Consider the following 20,562-nt stretch of genomic DNA (forward strand, 5'->3'; position numbering starts at 1 on the left):
GGCCACAGCAGCTGCATTGGCGCGCCAGCAGGGTTTGCCGGGCGGCGGCGTCGAAGAAGGGCGTCGACTCGGTGTTGCGGGTGACGCTGGGAAACGTCATCGGTTCGTCCTTCCGGTGGGGCTCAGTACGAGCGTCGAATGGTGTTGCAGGATCCCGCCGTTTCCGCTGACCAGCACCACGGCGTTGTCCTCGACCTGACGTGCGCCGCCGTGCCCGCGGGCTTGGATGACGGCTTCCACCAACGGGGTGAAGCCCCACAGGTAGTAGGAGGACAGTTGACCGCCGCCGGTGTTGGTCGGCAGAGCGCCGCCGGGCGCCAAGGCACCGCTGGCCGCCAGCTCGCCGCCCTCGCCCTTGCCGCAGAACCCGTAGTCCTCCAGGGTGACGGCCACGGTGTAGGTGTAGCAGTCATAGATTTCGCGGATCGTGACGTCGCTGGGCGTGATGCCGGACATCTTCATCGCGGCCTGACCGGATTGCACCGCGCCGGTACTGAGCCCGAACTGACTTCCGCGTTCCCAGCTGTACCCGGGATGGCCCTGCCCCCATCCCCAGACGTGCACCGGGGGCTGGGCCAATGCCCTGGCCCGCTCGGCGGTGGTGACCACGACGGCCGCACCACCATTGGAGACCAGGCAGCAATCCAGCAGATGCAGTGGCTCCACGACGAACTTGGAGGTCTGATGGTCGATCAGGCTGATCGGTGCGCGCATCTGCGCCGCCGGGTTGTCGGTGGCCCAGGCGCGCTGACCGACCGCGATGGCACCCAGTTGCGCCGAGGTGGTGCCGTAGGCCTGCATGTGACGCTGCGCGGCCAGCGCGTAGTAGGCGGTGGTGTTGGTGATGCCGCTGGCCGACAGGTGTCCGCCGAATCCGCGGGCCGCTGGGCGTGCATAGACCTCCGACCCCCGCACACCTTCGCGCAGCGGGGCATCGGCGAACACGCAGACGACCACCTGGGCGCTGCCGGATTCGATGGCCGCCGACGCGAGAGCCACCATGCTGGCCGCACTGGATCCGAAGGCGTTGACGCTCAACAGAAGTGACAGATCACTGAGCCCGAGATCCTCGGCGATCGTCAAGTCCACGCCGCCGGACTTGCCGGCACTGACCAGCACGCCGTCGACGTCGGCAAGCCTGAGACCGGCGTCGGCGACGGCCAACCGGATGGCATCCTGTGCGAACTGGGATGCCGAGCGGCCGTAGACCTTGCCCACCTGCGTGAGTCCAAGGCCCGCGATGGCGGTTCCCGTGCTCATCGGGCGGGAGCAGCCGCGGGAAGGTCGCGGCCGAAGTCGCGGTCCACCGCAGCACGGTTGGCGTCCAGCGCCGGTGCCGCGGTCGCCGGCCGCCAGCCGAAGGACCCGTAGCGGGCGGGAGAGCGAATGGTCCGTACCGGCTCGCCATCGCGCCCGGTCAGCTCCACCGCCAGGCCCGCGGCGGCGAACTGATCGGATTCTGCGACCTCGCCGGTGTCGCGGACGACGCCGGAGGTGATTCTGGCCGACTCGAAAGCCTCCGACCACTCGGCGGTCGTGCGCCTGCGCAGAACCTCCTTGAGGATGCTCAGCAGCTCGTCGCGGTGCCGAATGCGGTCCTTCATCGTGGCGAATCGCGGATCGGACCGCAGACGATCGTCGTCGAGGATCTCCACCGCGCTCTGCCAGTGGTGGGGCATGTAAGCCGCCAACACGATGCTGCCGTCGGCGGTGGCGTACACCCCGGAGGGGGTGGTAGCCGCGGGGTAGTTGCCGCTGCGCTTGGCCACCCACCCGCGGCTGAGGTAGTCGGTGAAGTCGTGGGTGTGCAGGCTGCATGCCACGTCATAGAGCGACACCCGCACCACGTCTCCGCGCCCGGTGCGCGTGCGCGCGAACAGCGCAGCCAACGCGCCCTGGGCGGCCACGTGTCCGGTGGCCGCGTCGATGGGGATCGACCCCAACTTGGTGGGCGGCCCGTCGGGCTCGCCGGTGATCGACATCCACCCCGTCTCGGCCTGGACGACGACGTCGACGCCGCCCCGGTCGGCATTGGGTCCGGTCTCCCCGAAGGCGTTGATCGACACGTAGATCAGCCCCGGGTTGCGCTGCCGGACCGCCTCGACGCCGAGACCCAGTCGATCCATCACCCCCACTCGGGAGGATTCGATGAGCACGTCGGCGTTCTCGACGAGGGTCAGCGCCTGCTCGCGGTCCTGGCTGGTGCGCAGGTCCAACACGATGGACTCCTTGCCCCGGTTGAACGATTCGAACATGCCCTGATAGCCCTCGGCGGCGCGGCTGCCGAGTTGGCGCGCGGCGTCACCCGAGGGCGGTTCGATCTTGATCACCCGCGCACCGAGGTCACCGAGAACCATCGCGGCGAGCGGACCCGCCACGATCTGGCTGAAGTCCAAGACCACGAGGCCGTCCAAGGGCCGCGGCGCTGCAGTCACTGTCATCCCCACTTTCGATATCAATGTCGATTCTAGTGTTCCCCGAAACCCGGGTCAAGGGTGGGGGTGAAACCGCAGTTAGCGGGGCTGCGCCAAGGGCACTGCGTACACCAGGTTGGACTGGTCGTGCTGGAAGAACCGTTGCCGGCAGGCTCGTACCACCGCCCCGTGCGCGGGGTTCACCTCGGCCAACACCGCCCCCGCCCCCGCCGACGCCAGGCCCGCTACCGCTTCGTCGAGCAGGGCGAAGATGCCCTCGGGGTCCAGCAGTGCGACGCCGTGACCGAAACTCATCCTGGCCAGCTGATCGGGTCGACCGGATTCGTCGACGCCATGGCGGGTGGTTGCGGTGGCACCCGCCGTAGCGGTGCTCAGGGCGTAAACGCGTTCGGTCAGCGTCCGGGTGGGACCCTCGGTGCTGGCGCCGGCCGGCACCGCGACCCCGTGGTGCAGTACCGCTGGCTGCACCGACTCGACGGCGGTCACGGTCGCGTCGTGCCCGGCGGGGACGTCGACCGCGGGTTGGCGGATCATCCGCAGCAGCCACCAGGTCTCCTCGACGACGTCGAACCCGAACGTGCGCCCGATGCGCCCGGCGGCGGGGTGGTCCCCATCGGCGATGGCCCGGACACCGCGTATCCCGGTGCCGAACCAGGCGGGGGCGGCCTCGGCGAAGAGCTTCTCGAGGAGCAGCGTCGCGATGCCCTGGGAGCGATGCGTCGGAGCCACCACCAGACGTGCCGTGCCCACCCCGAACTCGTCGACGCCGACCACGCTCACCACCGCGACCATCGTCGGCTCCTCGACCCCACCGTCTGCCACCCTCCGGCGCGCCACCAGCCACCCGGCCGGGGCCGGGTCGGTCGGGCCGGCTACCTCGTCGAGGGCGGTGAAGCCGGCCTCGGCGTCGTAGGTCCGGGCGGCCCGGGAGAACGCGGCCAGCTCGTCGAGCAGATCGCCGCTGAGGGTGTCATGCCACTGGTAGTCGATCAGCAGGTAGGGCTGCTGGGCCTCCCCGAACGGCGTCACCGCACTCATTCACCGTCGACATTCAGGAGCCTGGCGGTTTCACGCCGGAAGATGTGGTTCGCGATTTCGTTGTGCCCCAACGTCATCGGCCCCACGTCGGCACTTTGTAGGGCTGTCTGGCTGTTGCGCAGAATGGGGAAGTCCTCGGCGTGCAGTACCCGCAGCAGAATGTCCCAGTTCTTCTCCCACAGCTCGTTCCACCGTTGCTCGTCGAGGTCGGTGTCCTCGGCACGGGGCGGGATGACCCTCATCTCCATGAACGAGCGGGTCGGGTCCTGCGGATGGGGGCGGAAGGTCAGCAGTTCCAGGTGATCGGACTGCTTGAGCAACGTGCTGTTGGGCCCGAGGTAGTGCGTCTCGATGAGGTACTTCTCCATGGGGCGGTCCGCAGGATCCTCGTCGATCCACCGGTCGATGCTCTTGCGGGGTTTGATCCAGCGGCAGTGGCGGCCGAAGTCCTCCAGCACGGAGATGTTGGTGTGGATGAACTTGCCCGCAGTGTTGGGGTGTGCGTACTGAATGTGATAGCCGTCCAGGAACGCGTCCTGCATGAGCTTCCAGTTGACGCCCTCCTCGAAGGTGCCCGATCGGAAGCAGACGTAGTCGTCGATGCCGTAGCTGGCCAGGATGGCGTCCATCTCGGGTCCCAGCCAGTCGGCCACGTCGATGCTCGCGTCCGTGTTGTCGACCACCCAGACGAATCCATGGCGCACTTCGCAGGGCACCTCGGCGAGGCTCAGGCCCGAGGTGTCGACCTCCTCGCCGAAGGTCTCCTGTCGGGTGATCGTCCTCAGCGAGCCGTCGGTGTCATAGGACCACCGATGATAGGGGCACGAGAAGAGTCGGTTCTTGCCCGACTTCTCGCACTCGATCATCGCCCCGCGATGCCGGCAGGCGTTGACGAAGGCCTTCACCGACCCGTCGCGCTGACGGACGATGATCAGGTTGTTGCGGGGCATCTGGACGGTGACGAAGGACCCCGGCGATCCAATCTCGCTGGAGTGCGCGACGATCGAGGGCACCGTGCCGAAGATCAGGTCGCGTTCCCGCTGGGCCAGAACGGGGTCGGTGTACTCAGTGGCCTGGATCGTCGCCAAGTCGTCGTAGAGGTCGGTGGTCTGGTTCTTCAGGTGCGAGATGACGCGCCTGATGCGCTCCTGGCGTTTCTCCGGAGCGTCCTCGACGTAGGAATGGTGGGTGATCTCGGTCATCGTGGTGTCCTTCCTCGGGTGTGGGGCCTGGCTGGGCGGCGGTTCACAGCGTTGCCTCTGTGCCGAACAGCACCGATCCAGTCAATTGAGCTTGCGGACCGGCGATGAACAGCGACAGCGCGGCGTCGGGAACCTGGTTGGCCGAGGTGCCGCGGAGTTGGCGTACCGCCTCGACGGGCAGCCCCATGCCGTGGACGAATCCGGCCGCGAGATTGCCACCGGCGGTGTTGACCGGCAACAGTCCGTGCGGTGCGATGAGATTGTCCACGGTGAAGAACTTCTCGGCCTCGGCAAAGGTGGTGAAACCGTGATCGATCAGCGCCTGAATCGCCGGGCCGGCGGTGTTCTCGTAGACCTGCACCACGTCGACGTCGTCGGGAGCGTAGCCGGTGTTGTCCCACAACCGCCGCGCCGCCGGAAGGAATCCCGAGGTGGCGTAGGGGTCGGAGTTCCCGGCGTCCTCGCCGTAGCCGCTCTGCTCGGCCCCCAGGATGTAGGCCGGTGCTTGCCGCAACTGTCTGGCCCGCTCCGAGCTCGTGACCAGCAGCGCGAACGCGCCATCGGCTTCACGCGAGCAGTCATAGAGTCGTTGCGGGCTGGCGATCATGCGCCCGGCGGCGTACTTCTCCGGCGAGAGCGTGTGACCGTAGGCCAGCCCTTCGGGGTTGGTCGAGCCGTGATGGTGCACGGCCAGGGTGAAGGCCTCGATCGCGCCCTCCGGGACTCCCTCCACGTCGAGCATGCGGCGGGTGCGTAGCGATCCGCTCTGTACCGCCGAGACGACGCCCTGGGCACGGTAGGTCGACGTGAAGTGGTACCGAACGAATTCTTGGCGACCGGATTCCGCCTGCGCCAACGAACGGTAGACGATGACGTAGCGGGCGAGCCCGGTGACTACCGCGGCAGCGGCGGCGGCGATGGCTCCGGCGATGCCGCCTCCCCCGCCGCTGGAGATCACCGAGAACCGGAAGTCGTGGATGTCCAGGGCCGTGGCCAGCGTGGGTGCTTCGTCGTGGCCGTCACCGTAGGAGGTGAAGCCGTCCACCTCGCGGGGATCGACCCCGGCGTCGCTGCACGCTGCCAGAACGGCCTCGAGCAGCATCCGCTTCTCGGGTTGGCCGGTGCCGCGTTTGTAGAAGCGGGTGCCGCCGATGCCGGCGACCGCCGCCGCACCGCGCAGTGCCGATGTCGTCACTGGTCCTCCACGTCGGTCGTCCAGCGCAGCACGGCCCATCCGCCGGTAAGGTCACTGGCGGGCTGCACCCACCCGACCACGCGGGCACCGGTCTGAACCGGTGCGCGCCCGGTCACGATGCCCAGCAAGCGCCGGCCCCCAGCATCGGGCAGTTCGACGAGCGCGGTGGTGTAGGGCACGGCGTCGCGGAACTCCTGTGACGCCGGGAACGCGTGGAACGTCGTGGTCCACGAATAAACGGTGCCGCGCGGTCGAACCGACTCCCACGGCGGGTCGAACGAGTGACACTTCGGGCAGATCCACGAAGGCGACCAGATCCACCAATCGCAGGCGCCACAGTGCTGGATGCGAAGCTCTCCGGCTCTCAGACCCTCCCAGAACGGGATCTCGATGGCTTCCTGCGGTCCCACCGGCAGCGCGACGGGGAGTGCTTCATGCGTGGCGCTCATGCGGAGGCCGCCGCAGTGCGGGGATCGGCGATGAACGACGAATACTGTTTGCGCACTTCGATCTTGGCGATCTTGCCGTGCGGCAGCCGGGGCAAGGGCTGCTCGATCATCAGGACGTGCCTGGGGACTTTGAAGTCGGCGAGTTCTTCTCGACACAGCGAGAGCACGTCCTCGGCCCGCAGGTCATCCCCGGCACGCACGATAGCTGCGGGCACCTCGCCGTACTTCGGGTCGGCCACACCCACCACGACGACCTCTTCCACGCCGGGAATCGCGCCAATCACCATTTCGATCTCGGCGGGCGAGATGTTGATGCCACCGGCGATGATGATGTCCTTGCTGCGGTCGACGAACTTCAGCCGACCTTCCTCGGTCCAGTACCCGACGTCGCCTCCATGAATCCACCCGTCCCGCAACACTTCCGCCGTCCGCTCGGGGGCATTCCAATACCCACTCATCAACGCCGGACCCCGCGCGATGATGTGTCCGTGTTCACCGGGCGCGCATTCGGTGCCGTCCTCGCCGACGACCTTGACCTCGCTGAAGATGCCGCCATAGCCGCACGTGTCGGGGTGGTCGTAGGCGTCGGCGGCGCTGGTGGCCGTGGCGATACCACCGATCTCACTCATGCCGTAGAGCTGACGGATCCGCAATCCCTTGTCCATCCACTTGTGGAGCAGGTCGACCGGAACGCGCGCACCACCGGTGATGGCCGTGCGCAGATAGGGCAACTGCGCGGTCTCGAAGTCGGGCACCCGCGACATCTGCTCGTAGACGAACGGACCGCCGAGACAGACCTGGATGTCGTAGCGCTGCAGCAGTCGTAGAGCATCCGCGGGGTCGAACTTGCTCTGGAAGACCAGCAGTCCGCCCATGGTGATCGTGCGCATCAGCCCCCACACGGTGCCGGGCGCGAAGGCGAAGGGCACCGGCAGGAAGGTGCGCAGGCCGGGACGGATGGTGTCCTCCATCAGCATCCACTCGAACATCGCGCCGAGGATGCTCGCGTTGGTGTAGACGACCCCCTTGGGATGTCCGGTGGATCCGCTGGTCATCATGATGATCATCGGGTCACCCGGGTCGCGGTCGCGGCGGAAGTCATCGCGCGGGCCCTGGCGCAAGGCCGTCACGGCGGCGAGATCCGCAAAGGACGGGGCTGCGGGCAGCGAAGCGATGGTCGCGCCGAAGTCCACGTCGCCGAGGACGAGCGAGGGTGTCATGTCCTCGGCGATGACGGCCAGTTCGCGGGCCTTGAACCTATTGTTCATGGGCAGGAGAACGGCCCCTGACTTGACGATGGCCAAGGCGGCCACTGCCCATTCGAGGCTGTTGCGGCCGATCACGCCGACGCGGTCACCGGGTTCGACACCCCACGCGGCGAGGTCGCGCGCGACGCGGCTCGTCCAGTCCTCGACCTCTCGGTAGGTGGCCTGTTGGTCGCCGACGACCAGGGCAAGGTCATCGGGATGTTGCCGAGCCCACCATCGCAACGCGTGGCTCACCGTCATGCTCATCAGCTCATCGTCCTCACGCGTTCGCCGCGCCGTATTCGATATACATGTCGAAACTTCTTCGTCGAGAGTACAACTCGAGCGGCGCATGGCGCAATGCCCGCTGCTGAGCCTTACAAGCCCACGTCCCGACCGATGAGTTCCTTCATGATCTCGTTGGATCCCGCCCAGATCTTGCTCACTCGGGCGTCCATCCATGCCCGTGCGACCCGGTACTCGGTCATGTAGCCGTACCCGCCATACAACTGCACGCAGTGGTCGAGCACGTCGTTTTGCACGTCGGCGGCCCACCACTTGGCCTTGGCCGCAGCGATCGGCGACAGCTCACCGGCGGTGTGCAGTGTGACGCACCTGTCGACGAACACCTCGGCGACGTCGACTGCGGTGATCAACTCGGCGAGGAGGAACTTGTTGGCCTGCAACGAGCCGATGGATTGGCCGAAAGCGCGCCGTTCCTTGGCATAGTCGAGGGTTTCCTGCAGCACGGCCTTGACGTGGGCGATGTTGGCTACTGCGGTGCCGAGCCGTTCCTGTGCGAGGTTTTGCATCATGTGAATGAAGCCGTGGTCGACTTCTCCGATCACGTTGGCGCCGGGAACGCGGACGTCGTCGAAGAACAGCTCGGCGGTGTCGGCCTCGGGTTGGCCGACCTTGTCGAGTTTGCGGCCGCGCTCGAAGCCCGCCATTCCGGTTTCCACCGCAAGCAGGGTGATGCCGTGAGCGGGTTTGGCCTCGGGGTTGGTGCGCGCGGCCACTACCACCAGGTCGGCGTGGTAGCCGTTGGTGATGAAGGTCTTCGACCCATTGAGGATCCAGTCGTCACCATCGCGCACCGCGGTGGTCTTCAGGGCGGCCAAGTCAGAGCCTCCCGACGGCTCGGTCATCGCCAGTGCGGTCACCGTTTCCCCGGTACAGAACCGTGGCAGCCACCGAGCCTTCTGTTCGTCGGTGGTCAGCTCGACCAGATAGGGAGCCACGACGTCGGCGTGAATGGCGATCGCCGATGCCAGGGCGGCGCTGCTGTGGGCGAGTTCTTCGAGCAGCACGGCGGTGAACCGGTAGTCATCGGCCTCGCCCCCGCCGAACTTCTCGGGTATCTGCAGACCGAGGAGACCGGCGTCACCTGCAGCCATCCAGGTCTCACGCGGCACCCGTCGGTCTTCGATGAACTTCTCGGCGTAGGGCGTGATGGACCGCTTGACGAACGAGCGGACCGAATCCCGGAATTCATCGTGCACCGGGTCATAGACTGCGCGCTTCACGGCGTGTGGGCCTCTCGTGGATTTCGGCGAGCCGAGTCAGTACGGACTGGGGCTCCGGGAACGGGAACGTCTTCATGCCGGCCGCGACGCTGCGGCCTGGCGTGCGATTACTGCAGCAACTGCTCGGCGGCGGCGTCGAGATTGATGGTCTTGAGTTCGAAGTAGGACAAGAAGCCCTCCAAGCCACCTTCACGGCCAATGCCCGAGTCCTTCACTCCCCCGAACGGGACGCGATTGTTGTAGACGAAGTTGTTGAGCGAGAAGGTGCCGGTACGCACCGACCGCGCCACGTCTAACGCACGGGTGGGATTGGTGGAGAAGACCGCCCCATGCAGGCCGTACTCGGAGTCGTTGGCGATGGCCACGGCCTCGTCGACGTCATCGTAGGGAATCACCACCGCGACGGGACCAAAGATCTCCTCGCGCGCAATGCGCATGGAGTTGTCGACGTCGGCGAAGACGGTCGGTTCGACGTACCACCCCGTGGACAGCCCTGGCGGACGGCCACCGCCCCGCACCAGCGTGGCGCCGGCATCGACACCGAGCTGCATGTAGGACTCCACCCGCTCGCGCTGCGCGGCGGAGACAAGCGGACCCATCGTGGTCTCCGCGGCGAATGGATCTCCGATTTGCCACGCGTCGGCTGCCTTGCCCAATAACGCCACCACCTCGTCGTACAGGCGTCGTGGCGCCAGCACTCGGCTCAACGCCACGCAGGCCTGCCCGCTGTTCATGAAGCAGCCAACGGACAACCCAGCGCGCACTTGCTCCAAATCGGCGTCGTCGAGAACGATGGCCGCGGACTTCCCTCCCAATTCGAGCTGGGTGCGCTTGAACTGGCTGCCGCAGACCGAACCGATGTAGCGGCCCGCAGACGTCGATCCGGTGAAGCTGACCTTGTCGACCCCGGCATGCTCGACGAGCGCCTTGCCCGTGGCCGCGCGCCCGGTCACCACGTTGAGCACGCCAGCAGGTACGCCTGCCTCGCGCAGCGCGTCGACCAGGATTGCGACGTCGAGGGGGGTTTCGGGAGCTGGCTTGAACACCACCGAGCAGCCGGCCAGTAGCGCGGGAACGATCTTGCCCACCGCCATGCCGATCGGGCCGTTCCACGGAGCGATGGCCGCCACCACCCCGATGGGCTCGCGAACCACCAGCGCCGGCGCCCCGTGCCGCCGCAACTCCTCTAGCGAGGTGGTCCGCGCAAGGTCGGCGATAGACCTCATCGTGTCCACCGCGCGGTCGACCGTCGCTGTCGACATGGCCAGCGGCGCACCCATTTCCGAGGTGATCAGCCGGGCGAGCTCCGCCTTGCGCGCAGCCAAACCCGTCGCTGCGGCATCGATCACCGCCGCCCGATCAGTGACGTCCAGCCTGCGCCACGGTCCCGTCGAGAACGACTGGCGCGCCGCGCTCACCGCGGCGTCGACCTCGACCGCCGTGGCCTCGCCGGCCTGACCGATGACCTGCTCGGTCGAGGGACATACGACGTCGAAGCGTTCGCCGGCCGACGCGTGCCACGCCCCGTCGATGAAGATCCCTTGGGACACTTGCACACCTGCTTTCTGTGAGCCAGGATACTATCGACATCAATATCGAAACTCTGCCAGAAGTGTAGGCGCACGAACTCGCGCAGAGCAAGACGCCACAGAGACCATCGAGGAACCCACATGCCCACCCGTTCGGCACTGATCACCGGAGCATCACGCGGCATCGGACGCGAGATCGCTCATCGGCTCGCCGCCGATGGCTATTCCTTGACCCTTTCCGCGCGTCACGAACGGTCCCTCGCCGAGGCGTGTGAGCAGTTGCGCGCGGCGAGCAACGTCGAAATAAGCTCTGTCCCTTGCGATCTAAGAAACGACGACGATGTTCACCGGCTCGCCGCCGCACACGGGGATCGCTTCGGTGGCACCCTGGACCTCCTCGTGCTCAACGCGGGGGTTGCCACCGATGGCGCCGTCGCGGACGTATCGATGAAGTCGGTCGACCTGACGCTGAACGTGAACTTCCGAGCGCAGTTCCTGCTGGTGCAGGACGCCCTGCCATTGCTTCGCAAGGCAGCAGCGGCTCGGCCCGACCATGGCGGAAAGGTCATCGCCCTCTCCTCGATCACCGGATTGGTCAGTGAACCCAATCTCGCGGCTTACGGAGCCAGCAAGGCCGCGCTGGTGTCGCTGTGCGAGACCGTCACCCAGGAGGAGTACGTCAACCGCGTCACCGCCAGCGCGGTCTGCCCGGGCTACGTCGACACCGACATGACCACCACCATCCGAGAGTCTCTCGATCGTGGCGACATGCTCACCGCAGCCGATGTCGCCGAAATCGTCATGGCCATCACACGCCTGTCGGCACGCGCCGTGGTGCCCAGCGTCGCCTTGACCCGTGCCGGCCGCAACCTGTGGCGCGCCTGATTACTGCGGCACCGCAAGGAGTCTCACGATGAACCCGCTGGAACTGAGCTTCGACGTCACCGCCGCATGGGACACGGGCCAGGCGCTGACCCAGTCGGCATGGATCTTCCTCCCCGACACGGCATCACCCCTCGGCATCCTGTGCGGTCTTTCCGGGGGGACCTATGACAAGCACTACTGGCATCTCGACGTCCCCGGTCACCCCGGCTATAGCTTCGCCGAGCACCTCGCGGCTCGAGGATTCATCGTCATCGCCGTCGACCACCTCGGAGTCGGTGAGAGTTCTCGACCCGCAGACCCCGAGGAGGTCCGCCTCGCGCGTGTCGCCTGCGCCGACGCAGCCGTGGTCGAGCAGATCCGCCAGCGCAGCGCAGCGGGCACCCTGCATCCCGACTTGCCCGCACGAGACTCACTTCCGCTGATCGGGATCGGGCACGCGCGGCGGAGACGGCGACTGCGGGCTTCTTGACCGAGTACGTCAGCCGGGTCGCAGTGCCCGTCCTGATCGCATTCGGCGATCACGACGTCGTGGAGTACCCGCGCCGCGAACCCGCCTTCTACACGGGCAGCGACTTCGTCTCGTTACTGGTCCTGCCCAACTCAGGGCATTGTCACAACTTCGCGAGCACGCGTCACCGGCTGTGGGATGAGATCGGTCGCTGGGCGCGCGGGACAGCCGAATCGACGGCCAGCCACGCATCCCGTTCGGACCAACAGCGCGAAGGCCCCGGCGGTGCGGACTGCCCGTTGCAGGATCGGCCGGTCGTTGGCGGTCGGGGCGCCCCCTGTGTTCGCACCTTTGCCAGGATGAGGTCGTAGCGGACGGGCTGCGCAGATCGGAGCACGAGATCTGCTACGGCCGGTTCCATCCCGCGGTCGATGGCAACTCCATCTCCTTGGTTCGTGCCATGGGGCAGAATGAGAGGCGCGGCCCCCAGTCATTGCAAGCTCCCGCTGCCCGAGAAGGACCGAAGGCGGTCTAAAAGCGGATGACACCGCGGATGTTCAGTCCTTCACGCATGTCGTCATAGGCCTCGTTGATCTGATCGAGCGCATATTCCTTGGTGACGAGCTCATCCAGCTTGAGTCGTCCCGCTCTGTATAGGTCGAGGAGCATCGGTACCGCCTTGCGTGGCGGCTGCATCCCAAACAGTGCGCCCTGAATCCGCTTCTGCATCATCGAAAGGCCGAAGGCGTTCAGGCCCGGGACGGGTGCATCCTCCACGACGGGGCTCACACCAGTGACCACCACGGTGCCGCCCTTCCGAATCGCTTGAAAACCCTCACCGATCAACGCGTTGTGCACCAAGCTCGCCGTGAGGATCGCCGCGTCGGCGCCTTGGCCATTGGTCAACTCGTGGATGCGGGACATCGCGGCAGCAATGGATTCGAAGGATTCGGTAGCACCGAAGTCCAAGGCCCACTTGCGTTTCGCTTCGACCGGGTCGACCGCGATGACGTGTGCGGCTCCGCGAAGGTGTGCGCCCTGAACTGCGTTCATCCCCACGCCGCCGACGCCTGCGACAAGGACGACGTCACCGCCCGCCACCTCACCGGCGGCCGCGGCAGATCCAAAACCGGTCGCGACACCGCACGACACGAGGCACGCGATCTCCAGTGGAATGTCCTTCTCGATCTTGACCAGTGACTTCTGGTCGTAGACCTGCCACTGGGAGAAGGTGCCCAGTAGGGCGATGGTGGCGATGTCGAGTCCGTCATCGGTGTGCATGCGGAAGGTTCCGTCTAGCTGGTGGCCGATCAAAATCAGCGCGCCGTTATCGCAAAGGTTCTGTAATCCAGTTGCGCACCAACGACACTCGCCGCAGCTGGGTACGAAGGACGTGACCACGTGATCGCCCTCCTCGAGCCCGTGAACACCACCGCCGATCTTCCGGACGATTCCGGCACCTTCGTGTCCGCCGACAATGGGCAGGTGGGCCACCGGAGCATCGCCGGCCGAGATGTGGTCGTCGCTATGACAGAGGCCCGTCGCAACCATCTCGACGAGCACTTCACCACGTTTCGGTTCGTCGAGTTCGACCTCTTCGACCTTCCATTCACCTGGAGAGTTCCGCAAGACTGCCGCCCGCGTCTTCACATCAATCCTTTTCTCGGTTGCCCTTTTCTCGGTTGCCGATCATCGGCTCACCCCGTCCTCGAACGCTTTTGAGCATGCATGCGACATGGGCGCCTGTTAACACCTAACCGCCGATACCAAGCTGACCGGCCAGTTGCGCTTGGTCGGCATAGATATGGCTCCGCACGATCTTGTCGTCGCTGAACCAATCCCACTCGCAGAGCGTCCATTCGATCAGCTTCCCGGTGCTCTCGAGATTCAGCCCACCCATGGACAGCGGGCCGGTGTGGCGTGCGGTCCACGTCAATTCGACGGCTACGCAGTCAGCAGTCTCAACGGATCCGATCACTGTGTGCCGATTCTCGCTGAACGCCGTCAGGTAGCCAGTTAGCAGACCGCGAAATGCTTGTTGCCCATTGAACTCGTGACCGAGTGCGCGCACGATGCAGTTTTCGCCGAACCCTGATAGGTAGCCGTCGATGTCCCCGACATCGAGTGCCGTCGTAAATAGGTGTTGCACTCTCTCGGTGAGTTCACCCACGTCGAGACCTCCTTATCTGTAACGAAATTGAACCCCAACTGGCCACGATCTTCGGCTCCTGGAGCGTCGAAACATCGGCGCGGTGTTCGCGATGCACCTAAATCGACATGCATGTCGACGTCGTTGGACGTTAACACGGTCGGACCGCGTAGGCAATGCCGATCACCACGATGTAGCAGCTCGCAGCTGCTACATGGATGACCGACTGGCGCCGGCCGGAGTACTCACCCTCGACCGAACAACCGGTGGGCACGACCAACCGGTGGACAGCAGTAAAGCAGTGCTTGACCGGTAAATCTCAAGACGTTAGGTTACGACATTGGTCGCAGTCCGTTTCACGACAGCGCTTGGGAGCGCTAGGTCTTTCGGCTGTGGCGGCGAGCCGGGCCGGCGCACGACCACACTGGCAGTCAACGGCATTGTGCGAGAACACGTTGGCGGCAGGCCCGGCCGACCAGGAGTCGACCAGCTACACCCCAGACCAAGTGATAGGGGAACAGATGAACATCGAATGGTCGGCAACCGACCTGGCGTTTCGGGAAGAGGTGTGCAGCTTCCTGGAGGACCAGTTGACGCCCGAACTGAGGGAGGCAGGGCACCTGATGACCAGTGTCTATGCCGACCAAGAGGCCAGCCTGGCCTGGCAGCTGATCTTGAACCGCCGCGGCTGGGCCGCGCCGGCATGGCCGATCGAACACGGAGGCTGCGACTGGAGTCTCACTCAGCACTACATCTTTAGCCGGGAATCGACGCTAGCCGGAGCGCCATCCCTCTCGCCGCAAGGAATCCAGATGGTCGCGCACGCGATCATCGCGTTCGGCACCCCCGATCAGAAGTCCTACTTCCTGCCGCGCATCCTTTCTGCCGAGGTCCTCTTCTGTCAGGGCTACTCCGAACCCGAATCAGGGTCAGACCTGGCCTCACTGTCGATGGCCGCCGTCGACGACGGCGACGCACTGCTGTGCACCGGCAGCAAGATCTGGACCGCACATGCTGCCGAGTCGAATTGGATGTTCGGACTGGTACGCACGTCTCGCGGTCAACGCAAACAACAGGGCATCACATTCGTGCTCATCGACATGGCGTCCCCGGGAATCGAGATCCATCCCCTGGCGATGACCTCCGGCGACCTGATTCTCAACCAGGTCTTCTTCGACGCCGTACGGGTGCCGAAAGAAAACGTGCTCGGTGCCATCGACGACGGGTGGACGGTTGCGAAGTATCTACTCGAGTTCGAACGCGGGGGCGGAGCCGTGGCACCGGGATTGCAAGTGATGGCCGAACGGATCGCCACCGCAGCGGCTGGGCAACCCGGGCCCGCATGCGGGCGGCTTCTCGACGACCCGCAATTCGCGTCGAAGCTCGCGGCCGCACAAGTCCGTGCACAGGTTCTCGAAGTACTCGAATACCGAGTGTTGGCAGCGGCCGCCAGCGGCGGACACCCGGGTGCCGACTCGTCCATGCTCAAAATCCTCGGTACCGAGTTGAGTCAGGCCCTCACCGAACTGTCCCTCGAGGCGGCCGGGCCCCGCGGACGGGTTTACCAACCCCACGCGACTCTCCCCGGCGGGCCGGTATCGCAGTTCGAGCCGCCCTCCGACGGCTATGTCAGTGGAGAACCGTGGCAGGCGGTGGCACCCCTGCGGTACTTCAACGACCGGGCCGGCTCCATTTACGCCGGCAGCAACGAAATCCAGCGCAACATCCTCGCCAAAGCAACGTTGGGACTCTGATGGACTTCACTCTCGCGCCCGAACAAGAGATGCTCCGCGGCGGACTCAACAAGTTTCTGAGCAGTCGCTACGACCTCGAGAAGAGCCGCGGTGTCGCCAAGACCGGCATTGGCTGGCAGCCCGACGTCTGGCGCTCCTTCGCCGACGAACTAGGGATCCTGGGCGCCGTCCTTCCCGAAGCGGTCGGTGGAATGGGTGGTGGATCGGTCGAACTCATGGTCATCGCCGAAGCGCTAGGTCGCGCGCTAGTCATCGAACCGTTCGTCGACACCGTCGTGGTCGCCGGCGGGCTGCTCGCGCGCGCCGACGGTGACGCCGCACGGTCGGTCCTGGAGAGAATCGTTGCTGGGACGGCCATCGTCGCATTCGCCGCCGCGGAGCCGACGTCCGGCCACCACCTCCAGGACGTGTCGACCACCGCGGTGCGCGACGGGGACGAGTGGGTGCTGCACGGGGACAAGACCGTCGTGCTGAGCGCACCGCTGGCTACTCATCTGTTGATCAGTGCGAGAACCTCGGGTAGTCGCACCGATGAGGTCGGAGTCTCGCTCTTCCTTGCCGAGTTCGACGCCACGACTCCGGCGCCTGGTTTCGCGGTCCATGGCTATCGCACGATCGATGATCGACGTGCCGCCGATGTAATTCTCGATGGCGTACGTCTCCCCGCGGGTGCGCTGCTGGGCGACGCTGGCGACGCGTGGCCCTCAATCGCAAGGGCCGTCGACGAAGGTGCGGTGGCGGTTTCGGCCGAAGCCGTAGGTTGCATGCGAAAGGTGTTGGCAGACACCGTCGCCTACTGCAAACAGCGTCAACAGTTCGGGCAGCCGCTCGGTAGCTTCCAGGTGCTGCAACACCGCTTGGTTGACATGTACATGGAGCTCGAACAGGCAGTCTCAGCGGTCTATCTGGCGGTGCTCAACCTCGAAGCAAAGGACGACGTTCGTGCGCGCGCCGTGTCGGCAATGAAAGTGACGATCGGGCGCGCGGCCCGGTTCATTGGTCAGAACTCCGTTCAGCTGCACGGCGGCATGGGCGTGACGGAAGAACTTGCCATCGGTTATTTCTTCAAACGCCTTACCGCCCTGCAGTACGAGTTCGGTACGACCGACCAACATCTTGCCCGCTACGCACGGCTCACGAACCCGCCTTCGTCCGTAGATCAAGACCGGAGCGCTTAGGTGCCCTCCGTTCGGAGTTGATGTTTGCTTCTTGACGGCACGAGGACTTGCTCATCGCTGCTGCCCCATCGTTGTCCGCGGGCCGGTTTGGGACAGACCACACGCGGGCGACGGGGCGATTCCAACGATCTGCCAGGCTGGGCATCGTCCTGCATACGAGTCATCCAATGTATCAACACTTCTCGCGGCCCCCACTCGTCGATCGTCCAAGGACGGGGCTGGGCATGAGATACGGATCTGCCCTGAGCGGGGGCTCAGCCGGCGGGTGTCCGGGGATCGACTAGGAGCGCGTGGTCCGGCGGTCGTCGCCCATCCTCGATCTCATCAGGAAGCGGCCGGCGTCACGACCGGCCATTGCTCGTCGGAAGAAGTGACCCATTGGCTCGGCGGAGGAGCCGAATCCGAGACGCTGGGTGCAGCGCCCCGCAGAAAGCTACGGATGGACTCGGCGAAGATGCCGGCGGTCGAAAGGCGGTTCGCGGCGACCGCTTTGGCCAGTTCCGGCTCGGTGGCCGGAGCCGCGTTTCCAAACAGCCTGCCACCGTCGTCGGCACTCCGCATCGCCTCGCTCAACGCGGCGCTGATGGTCAGCTTGTCGAGACCGTCGATGATCACCATGACTTGGGCTGCCGGCACGCCGATGTCGCCGAGCAATGCTGCGCTGCGGTCATATGCCGCGATCAGCACGTCGCGAGGCATGAATTCGAGGAGCACCGGCGCCGCGTTGCGGTGACGCAGAATCGACTCACGGGCCGCGAGACTCAGTGCCACCTGCCACTCGATCCAGTTGGGAACCGACTTCGGATCAGGTATTCGAACCTCGAGCATGATGGCTCGGGCTACAGCCCGTAGGATTGCGGCCTTATCGTCGAAGTGGTGGTAGAGCGAAGGTGCCCGCACGTTGAGTTCACGGGCGAGTCGCGGGAGGCTGAACGCACTCAGACCCTCTGTGTCGATGATCCTCATCGATGCCTCCACCACGGCATCACGCTGGATCAATGGCTTCGAAGGACGCGGCATGTCGCTAAGTATCTGTCATGACGGCGTCATTTGGCGACCTTCGCGATCGTGCCCGACGGCGGCATCGTTGCGCTTTCAAGATCAGTTTACCTAGGGCCATCAGGTTGTCGACCGCATGGAACTGGACTCGCCGACCCTCCGAAACTAGCCGAGTTCGATCGGCGTGGCTCCAGAACGTCAGAATGATCCGACCCCGGATGCCACCTGCATCCAGCAGGCGATGGGCCTCGGGGGCCTGACCGGCTTCGAAGATCCGGGCCACCCGCAAGGTGCCCCGTCACACCCGCTGCTGCTACATGCTGTCCTAGGGGCATCTCGGTACGGGTGACGTTCTAACCGACTCGCGGCTGCGACGCGGCGAGGTCGGCGTAGGAGGCTTGGATCTGCCTTCGTGCGATCTTACCGCTGGCCATCCGCGGTAGTGGGGCTGTTTCGACGATCACGAATCGGGGGATCTTGTAGCCCGCGAGGTGATTCCGGCAATGATCGACGATGGTCGAGGCGTCCAGTGGTTGCGACGCGTAGACGATAGCCGCTGGGGTCTCGCCGAACTTCTCGTCCGCGGTCGGGATGACGCAGACCTCTTCTACGCCAGGCACCGCGCTGATGACGGCCTCGATCTCGGAGGGGGCGATGTTGAAACCGCCGGAGATGATCAGGTCCTTCATCCGATCCACCACTTGGATGAAGCCATCACCGTCGCGCACTGCGAGATCACCGGTGTGAAACCAGCCGTCGCGCCACGCCGCGGCAGTCGCGGCCTCATTGCGCCAGTACCCCGGGGTGATCGACGGACCGTTCACGACGATCTCACCACGTTCCCACGGGTCGCAGTCGGTACCGTCGGGCCGCACGACGCGGTGCCGGGTGAACACCGAACCGCGACCGATGGATTCAGGTCTTTTGAGAGCGTCCTCGGCAGAGTTGAGGGTGGAGATGCCGTTGAGTTCGGTCATGCCGTAGGCCTGCCGGAGCGGCACCCCCTTGCCCAGCCAGGCCTGAATGGTTGACAGCGGCGCGCGTGCACCGGCGATCGTCACCAGCTTCAAGCTGGACAGATCGGCGTCGGCGAAGTCCGGCAAGGCGGCCATCCGCTCGAATTGAACCGGAACGCCCGACATCACCTCGATGCGTTCGTCCGCGAGCCTTGCCAGGGTTGCCTCCGCATCGAAACCCTTCTCGTAGAACAGAGTCATGCCGCGGGTCAAGGGGTGCAGCACGTGCCAGGGCAGGCCGGGGGCCCCAGCCATCGACAGTGTGTAGATGATCCGTCCGCCGGGTCGCAGCGCCGGTTCGGCCATCGCCAACTCGGAGATGAAGCTGAAGGCGCTGCGATGGGTGATGGTCACGCCCTTCGGCGCCGACGTCGTCCCACTCGTGTAGATGATGATCGCCACGTCGTCGAACCCAGACGCGGGCTGTGCGTAGGGCCGGTGCTCGATGTGTCGCAGCTCGGTGAAGTCGCCAAGCCCTACGAGCCGTGCACTGGTCCCCGCCACGGCCTCAACCATCCGCGGGTGGGCGTCCTCGTCCGACAGCACCATTGCGGGCTCTGAGTCGTCGACCAGCTGGCGCAGTTCAGAACTGGTGAACCGATTGTTGTAAGGCACTACCACCGCACCGAGCTTGAGCGCACCGATGGCAGCGGCGCACCATTCCAGACTGTTGGCCCCGACGACTCCGACACGGTCGCCGTGTCGCAGGCCCGCCGCTGTGAGCGCGTGTGCGGCATTGTCCGTCCACTGGTCGAGCGCGCGATAGTCGACTGCGTCATGACCGTCGAAGACGATCGCCAGCCGCTCAGGCGCGGCGCTGGCCCAGAAGGCCAGACCGTCGGTCACTCGTGCAGTCATCGTCCGCTCTGGTCGATCGTCTCCACGGTCAAGGCTCGTTCCGGGCAGTTTCTGGCCGCATCGCGCGCCAGCGATTGCAATTCGTCGGGAACCGGATCCATCACGATGACCGGATCGCCTTGATCATCGGAATCCAAGATCTGAGGCGCGGTGCCGTAACACAGTCCGTGCCCCGCGCACGCGGACCTATCCACCCGAAGTCGAACGCTCATCGAATCATCCTCTCGCACAGTCTATTTGAGATGTCAAGAGTCGGCCATCGGTGCCCCCGTGGAAGCACTCAGCTCGTCGTGGTCTCCGGGGTGAACCGGACGAACATCTGCATCACGCCGCGCACCTGCGCGCCGTGCGAGGTCGGCGGGCGATCCGGGTCGGGCTCGCAGTCGGGGATCCGACGGAGCAACTCCTCCAGAGCGATCCGCAATTCGACGCGGGCGAGATGGGACCCAAGACAGCGGTGCACCCCGGCCCCGAAGGACAGGTGACGGTTGGGACTGCGGTCTAACTGCAGTTCGGTGGGATCTGCGAACTCGTCGCCGTCGCGATTTGCGCCGTTCAACATCAGCAGCAGCTGATCACCGGCGTGCAGTTGCACCCCGGCAAGTTCGGTGTCATGCGTCACCGAACGACCAGGCGACACCGCTGCTTCGATGC

At 65.4% G+C, this 20,562-nt stretch carries 20 protein-coding genes; 5 read left to right on the top strand and 15 right to left on the bottom strand.

All coding sequences use genetic code 11. From position 1 onward, the window contains the following. Positions 1-96: 96 nt before the first annotated feature. From WAN02_RS15805 to WAN02_RS15845, 9 genes are all read right to left on the bottom strand, one after another. On the bottom strand, positions 97-1,260 hold the full coding sequence (locus WAN02_RS15805) for a thiolase family protein (RefSeq protein WP_422265148.1): 1,164 nt from the start codon (positions 1,258-1,260) through the stop codon (positions 97-99). Beyond that, positions 1,257-2,441, bottom strand: a complete 1,185-nt coding sequence (locus tag WAN02_RS15810; RefSeq protein ID WP_422265149.1) for a CaiB/BaiF CoA transferase family protein — start codon at positions 2,439-2,441, stop codon at positions 1,257-1,259. The genes WAN02_RS15805 and WAN02_RS15810 overlap by 4 nt, the downstream gene beginning before the upstream one ends. 72 nt (positions 2,442-2,513) lie before the next feature. Further along, entirely contained in the window at positions 2,514-3,473 is a 960-nt protein-coding gene (locus WAN02_RS15815) for a GNAT family N-acetyltransferase (RefSeq protein WP_422265150.1), read from the bottom strand. After that, the gene (locus tag WAN02_RS15820) at positions 3,470-4,675 is read right to left on the bottom strand and encodes an aromatic ring-hydroxylating oxygenase subunit alpha (RefSeq protein WP_422265152.1); all 1,206 of its coding nucleotides are present in this window, start codon (positions 4,673-4,675) and stop codon (positions 3,470-3,472) included. The genes WAN02_RS15815 and WAN02_RS15820 overlap by 4 nt, the downstream gene beginning before the upstream one ends. Positions 4,676-4,718: 43 nt before the next feature. Beyond that, positions 4,719-5,870 carry a thiolase C-terminal domain-containing protein gene (locus WAN02_RS15825; RefSeq protein WP_422265153.1) on the bottom strand — a complete coding sequence of 384 codons (1,152 nt, stop codon included), beginning with the start codon at positions 5,868-5,870 and terminating at the stop codon, positions 4,719-4,721. Continuing rightward, positions 5,867-6,319 (bottom strand): Zn-ribbon domain-containing OB-fold protein, encoded by a 453-nt coding sequence (locus WAN02_RS15830; RefSeq protein ID WP_422265154.1) that lies wholly within the window; start codon positions 6,317-6,319, stop codon positions 5,867-5,869. Before WAN02_RS15830 ends, WAN02_RS15825 begins: the two co-directional genes overlap by 4 nt. Then, complete coding sequence (locus tag WAN02_RS15835; protein WP_422265155.1) at positions 6,316-7,833, bottom strand: class I adenylate-forming enzyme family protein; 1,518 nt, start codon at positions 7,831-7,833, stop codon at positions 6,316-6,318. Before WAN02_RS15835 ends, WAN02_RS15830 begins: the two co-directional genes overlap by 4 nt. A 110-nt stretch (positions 7,834-7,943) precedes the next feature. After that, a complete protein-coding gene (locus tag WAN02_RS15840; RefSeq protein WP_422265156.1) occupies positions 7,944-9,092 on the bottom strand; it encodes an acyl-CoA dehydrogenase family protein in 1,149 nt (382 codons plus the stop codon). 107 nt (positions 9,093-9,199) lie between these two features. Then, positions 9,200-10,642 (bottom strand): aldehyde dehydrogenase, encoded by a 1,443-nt coding sequence (locus tag WAN02_RS15845; protein WP_422265157.1) that lies wholly within the window; start codon positions 10,640-10,642, stop codon positions 9,200-9,202. A 120-nt stretch (positions 10,643-10,762) separates the two neighbouring features. Here WAN02_RS15845 and WAN02_RS15850 point away from each other — a divergent pair, with 120 nt between their 5' ends. Genes WAN02_RS15850 through WAN02_RS15860 form a run of 3 tightly spaced genes read left to right on the top strand, consistent with a single transcriptional unit; the run spans position 10,763 to position 12,325 of the window. Then, a complete protein-coding gene (locus WAN02_RS15850) occupies positions 10,763-11,506 on the top strand; it encodes an SDR family NAD(P)-dependent oxidoreductase (RefSeq protein WP_422265158.1) in 744 nt (247 codons plus the stop codon). Between the two features lie 28 nt (positions 11,507-11,534). After that, positions 11,535-11,975, top strand: a complete 441-nt coding sequence (locus tag WAN02_RS15855) for a hypothetical protein (RefSeq protein ID WP_422265159.1) — start codon at positions 11,535-11,537, stop codon at positions 11,973-11,975. Further along, on the top strand, positions 11,972-12,325 hold the full coding sequence (locus WAN02_RS15860) for a hypothetical protein (RefSeq protein WP_422265160.1): 354 nt from the start codon (positions 11,972-11,974) through the stop codon (positions 12,323-12,325). Before WAN02_RS15855 ends, WAN02_RS15860 begins: the two co-directional genes overlap by 4 nt. A gap of 160 nt (positions 12,326-12,485) precedes the next feature. Here WAN02_RS15860 and WAN02_RS15865 read toward each other — a convergent pair whose 3' ends face one another. Further along, positions 12,486-13,604: an NDMA-dependent alcohol dehydrogenase gene (locus WAN02_RS15865; protein WP_422265161.1), complete on the bottom strand. Its 1,119-nt coding sequence runs from the start codon at positions 13,602-13,604 to the stop codon at positions 12,486-12,488. Between the two features lie 103 nt (positions 13,605-13,707). Then, positions 13,708-14,124, bottom strand: a complete 417-nt coding sequence (locus tag WAN02_RS15870; protein ID WP_422265162.1) for an ester cyclase — start codon at positions 14,122-14,124, stop codon at positions 13,708-13,710. A gap of 500 nt (positions 14,125-14,624) precedes the next feature. Between WAN02_RS15870 and WAN02_RS15875 the strand changes: the two genes are divergently transcribed. Beyond that, the gene (locus tag WAN02_RS15875) at positions 14,625-15,857 is read left to right on the top strand and encodes an acyl-CoA dehydrogenase family protein (RefSeq protein WP_422265163.1); all 1,233 of its coding nucleotides are present in this window, start codon (positions 14,625-14,627) and stop codon (positions 15,855-15,857) included. Then, a complete protein-coding gene (locus WAN02_RS15880) occupies positions 15,857-17,035 on the top strand; it encodes an acyl-CoA dehydrogenase family protein (RefSeq protein WP_422265164.1) in 1,179 nt (392 codons plus the stop codon). The genes WAN02_RS15875 and WAN02_RS15880 overlap by 1 nt, the downstream gene beginning before the upstream one ends. A gap of 324 nt (positions 17,036-17,359) precedes the next feature. On the opposite strand, the gene WAN02_RS15885 is transcribed toward WAN02_RS15880, so the two are convergent. From WAN02_RS15885 to WAN02_RS15900, 4 genes are all read right to left on the bottom strand, one after another. Then, entirely contained in the window at positions 17,360-18,055 is a 696-nt protein-coding gene (locus tag WAN02_RS15885; RefSeq protein WP_422265165.1) for a TetR/AcrR family transcriptional regulator, read from the bottom strand. A gap of 332 nt (positions 18,056-18,387) precedes the next feature. Beyond that, entirely contained in the window at positions 18,388-19,908 is a 1,521-nt protein-coding gene (locus tag WAN02_RS15890) for a class I adenylate-forming enzyme family protein (protein WP_422265166.1), read from the bottom strand. Further along, positions 19,905-20,120, bottom strand: coding sequence for a ferredoxin (locus tag WAN02_RS15895; protein WP_422265168.1), 216 nt, complete (start codon positions 20,118-20,120; stop codon positions 19,905-19,907). The genes WAN02_RS15890 and WAN02_RS15895 overlap by 4 nt, the downstream gene beginning before the upstream one ends. 68 nt (positions 20,121-20,188) lie before the next feature. Beyond that, positions 20,189-20,562: cytochrome P450 (locus tag WAN02_RS15900; RefSeq protein ID WP_422265170.1), on the bottom strand; the 374-nt coding region annotated here is incomplete at its 5' end.

Source organism: Mycobacterium sp., assembly GCF_049281135.1.
In the GTDB taxonomy this organism is placed as follows: Bacteria; Actinomycetota; Actinomycetes; order Mycobacteriales; family Mycobacteriaceae; genus Mycobacterium.

Bases quoted from the DNA above. Each gene is read 5' to 3' on its own strand.
- WAN02_RS15805 (WP_422265148.1), bottom strand. From the start codon at position 1,260: ATGAGCACGGGAACCGCCATCGCGGGCCTTGGACTCACGCAGGTGGGC.
- WAN02_RS15810 (WP_422265149.1), bottom strand. From the start codon at position 2,441: ATGACAGTGACTGCAGCGCCGCGGCCCTTGGACGGCCTCGTGGTCTTG.
- WAN02_RS15815 (WP_422265150.1), bottom strand. From the start codon at position 3,473: ATGAGTGCGGTGACGCCGTTCGGGGAGGCCCAGCAGCCCTACCTGCTG.
- WAN02_RS15820 (WP_422265152.1), bottom strand. From the start codon at position 4,675: ATGACCGAGATCACCCACCATTCCTACGTCGAGGACGCTCCGGAGAAA.
- WAN02_RS15830 (WP_422265154.1), bottom strand. From the start codon at position 6,319: ATGAGCGCCACGCATGAAGCACTCCCCGTCGCGCTGCCGGTGGGACCG.
- WAN02_RS15835 (WP_422265155.1), bottom strand. From the start codon at position 7,833: ATGAGCATGACGGTGAGCCACGCGTTGCGATGGTGGGCTCGGCAACAT.
- WAN02_RS15850 (WP_422265158.1), top strand. From the start codon at position 10,763: ATGCCCACCCGTTCGGCACTGATCACCGGAGCATCACGCGGCATCGGA.
- WAN02_RS15855 (WP_422265159.1), top strand. From the start codon at position 11,535: ATGAACCCGCTGGAACTGAGCTTCGACGTCACCGCCGCATGGGACACG.
- WAN02_RS15875 (WP_422265163.1), top strand. From the start codon at position 14,625: ATGAACATCGAATGGTCGGCAACCGACCTGGCGTTTCGGGAAGAGGTG.
- WAN02_RS15880 (WP_422265164.1), top strand. From the start codon at position 15,857: ATGGACTTCACTCTCGCGCCCGAACAAGAGATGCTCCGCGGCGGACTC.
- WAN02_RS15885 (WP_422265165.1), bottom strand. From the start codon at position 18,055: ATGCCGCGTCCTTCGAAGCCATTGATCCAGCGTGATGCCGTGGTGGAG.
- WAN02_RS15890 (WP_422265166.1), bottom strand. From the start codon at position 19,908: ATGACTGCACGAGTGACCGACGGTCTGGCCTTCTGGGCCAGCGCCGCG.
- WAN02_RS15895 (WP_422265168.1), bottom strand. From the start codon at position 20,120: ATGAGCGTTCGACTTCGGGTGGATAGGTCCGCGTGCGCGGGGCACGGA.